The sequence below is a fragment of the Serratia microhaemolytica genome, from assembly GCF_004011885.1.
GTDB classification, from domain to species: Bacteria; Pseudomonadota; Gammaproteobacteria; order Enterobacterales; family Enterobacteriaceae; genus Serratia_G; species Serratia_G microhaemolytica.
Window position 1 is genome coordinate 1 of sequence record NZ_SBEF01000082.1, and the last position, 2,503, is coordinate 2,503.

2 protein-coding genes are annotated in these 2,503 nt (G+C 52.8%); both read left to right on the forward strand.

Translation table 11 applies throughout. The annotated features are described in order from the left end of the window. Positions 1–1,886, forward strand: a 1,886-nt coding sequence (locus EOJ37_RS13820; protein ID WP_206194070.1) for an RHS repeat-associated core domain-containing protein, incomplete at its 5' end; no start/stop codon positions are given. Beyond that, positions 1,883–2,230 carry a hypothetical protein gene (locus EOJ37_RS13825; RefSeq protein ID WP_127960465.1) on the forward strand — a complete coding sequence of 116 codons (348 nt, stop codon included), beginning with the start codon at positions 1,883–1,885 and terminating at the stop codon, positions 2,228–2,230. The genes EOJ37_RS13820 and EOJ37_RS13825, both read left to right, overlap by 4 nt. The last annotated feature ends 273 nt before the right edge of the window (positions 2,231–2,503 follow it).

Sequence of the window (2,503 nt, forward strand, 5' to 3'; positions counted from 1 at the left end):
ACGGCCACTGCATCCGCCGCACCAACGGCGCAGGCGAAAGCACCGAATACCAGTACGACGCCTGCGGGCGCTGCATCGCCGCCGTGCGACCGGAAAAAACACTGCACTACCGCTACAGCGCCAGTGGCCAACTGCTCGGCATCGACGATATCGACGGCGCGATCCACTACCATTACGACGCCGCCCAACGGCTGATTTGTGAACAGCACCCACAGCATGAAATTCACTACCGCTACCCGGATGCACAGTGCAAAGTGCGCGAAATCCGCCTCACCGCGCACCCGGAAATCGCCCCGCTGATCACCGAATACCGCTACAACGCAGTCGGCGAACTGCTGTCCGTGCAACTGCCGCACCACGCTGGATTGCAGTTCAGTTACGACGCGGTCGGCAATGAACTCGGCCGCCACAGCGCGCAGGGCTTCCAACTGCTGCAAGATTACGACGTGATGAACCAGCTGATCCGCCAACGCGCCGGTAAACCGCCGCTGCGGCCACAGCACGAAACACTGCCACTGCAAGCCAGCCTCGATCGCCGCCTGCATTACGATGCTGCCGGGCAACGCGTAGCGGTCAACGACGACGGCGAAACGCACTACCGGCTGAACGGCAACGGGCAAGTCGTCGCGGTACAGCACGCTGACACGCAGCATGAATATTACCGTTACGACCCGACCGGCCAGTTGCAGACCCAAGAGCTCGCCCAACACTGCACAGCGCAGGTGCAGAGCCACTACACCGCCGGGCACCGGCTATGGCGGCAAGGGGAGGACCAGTTTGAACACGACGCAGCGGGACGGTTAACACGCCAAGTGATCGACGGCCGAGGCTTCCTACCGGCCATCTCACACTATCGCTGGGACAGCCAAAGCCAGTTGATCGGCTTTAAACACCCGTCAGGTCATACCTGGCAATACCGTTACGACGCACTGGGCAGGCGGATCGAAAAAAGCGGCGGCCGACACGGAGAGAAAACCGTCTACCTCTGGGACGGCGACACGCTGGCGCTGATCTTGGAATACCGACACGGTGAACTGATCCACCTGCGGCACTGGGTGTTCAACGGCTTCCACCTACTGGCACAACAGGATGAATGGCGCGAACCGGAACCTGAACCGGGCATCGACTGGCCGACCGTGCCTGTGCGCGGCTGGCAAACCACCTACGCGGTGACCGACCTCAACGGCTTACCGCTGTGCCTGTACAGCGAAAGCGGGCAACGGGTCTGGCGCAAACGGCCAGTCAGCCTGTGGGGTCGGCGACCCGAGGTGATGCCACACCTACCGAAAGATCGGCACGACCCCCAATTACTGTTTGCCGGGCAGTTGGAAGATGCAGAAAGCGGGCTTGCCTACAACCGCTTCCGCTACTACAATCCACAGACTGGCAGCTACTTAAGCCCGGATCCACTCGGCTTAGCCGGTGGACCAAACCCAATGGCCTACGTCGCCAACCCACTGGAGTGGGTGGACCCCCTCGGCTTGGCGGGGTGTTCTGGTTCTGGAGTTAATGCTAAACATATCTTCCATGGTGAAATCAACAGAAGAGGCAGAGCGGTTGGTTTTCATCATGAAGGTAGCATAGGCCATCAGGGCAAAGCTCGAGTGGTAGAAATAACGAAACCACCTAATGAACTCGGTATTTATCAGGCGAAAGTCGAGGTATTTAATCCAGCTACTGGGAGATGGGTAGCTAAAGGACCTGAATCAACTTTCTTTCCGAAGCACTGGAGCCGAGCGAAAGTATTAAGTGAAGTTAAGGCAGCTAAAGCAAATTCGGTGATGATAACAGATACCAAGTGGCAAGGAGTTTCACCTAGTGGAGTAAAAATAGAGGGGTATGGAAATATTACTACTGCCTTCCCATCGATGGATAACTTTATATGAGATTTTATGTTAATAATCTAGGTTTTGCGGTGCTTGAGGTTGGGCGTAGCAAACAAGTGATTGCTGATTTTTTGGGAAGTGATATTCAGGCTCATTCTGATAATTATAATATGAGATTATTTTTATCTGTATGCCACTCTATCAGGAATCATGAGATGTCAGAGTGGGAGGGAACAGGGAATGCACATACTGTCATTATTAAGTTAAATGACGTTGAAATATACAATGAATTTACTGAGGATAATATCCATATCACTCTTAATGAATTTGAGTGGTATCTGAAACAGTGGGAGCGTTTTATTACCACTGGTGAAGAGTTCACAATCGAATCACCGTTTGATTGATTTTCCACTGTAAAAAAGAGCGGTTTTTAAATGCCGCTCTTTTTTCTTTGCCGCTAAACTAATTTACTCTTGCAGCATCAAGCCATTGGGATAATTTTTTAACCACTCCAAGGCTAATTGCTGCTGTTCTGCTGTTGCGTCCCGCACTCATCGTATTTTGTCCCAAATTATTCATCATAAAATTGATGGGAAAATGAGCAGTTTTACCACATTGTCATCGAAGCCAAAAAAGTCTGTCCCCTTTTATCATCGTAGTTTGTCCCACATTGGCGT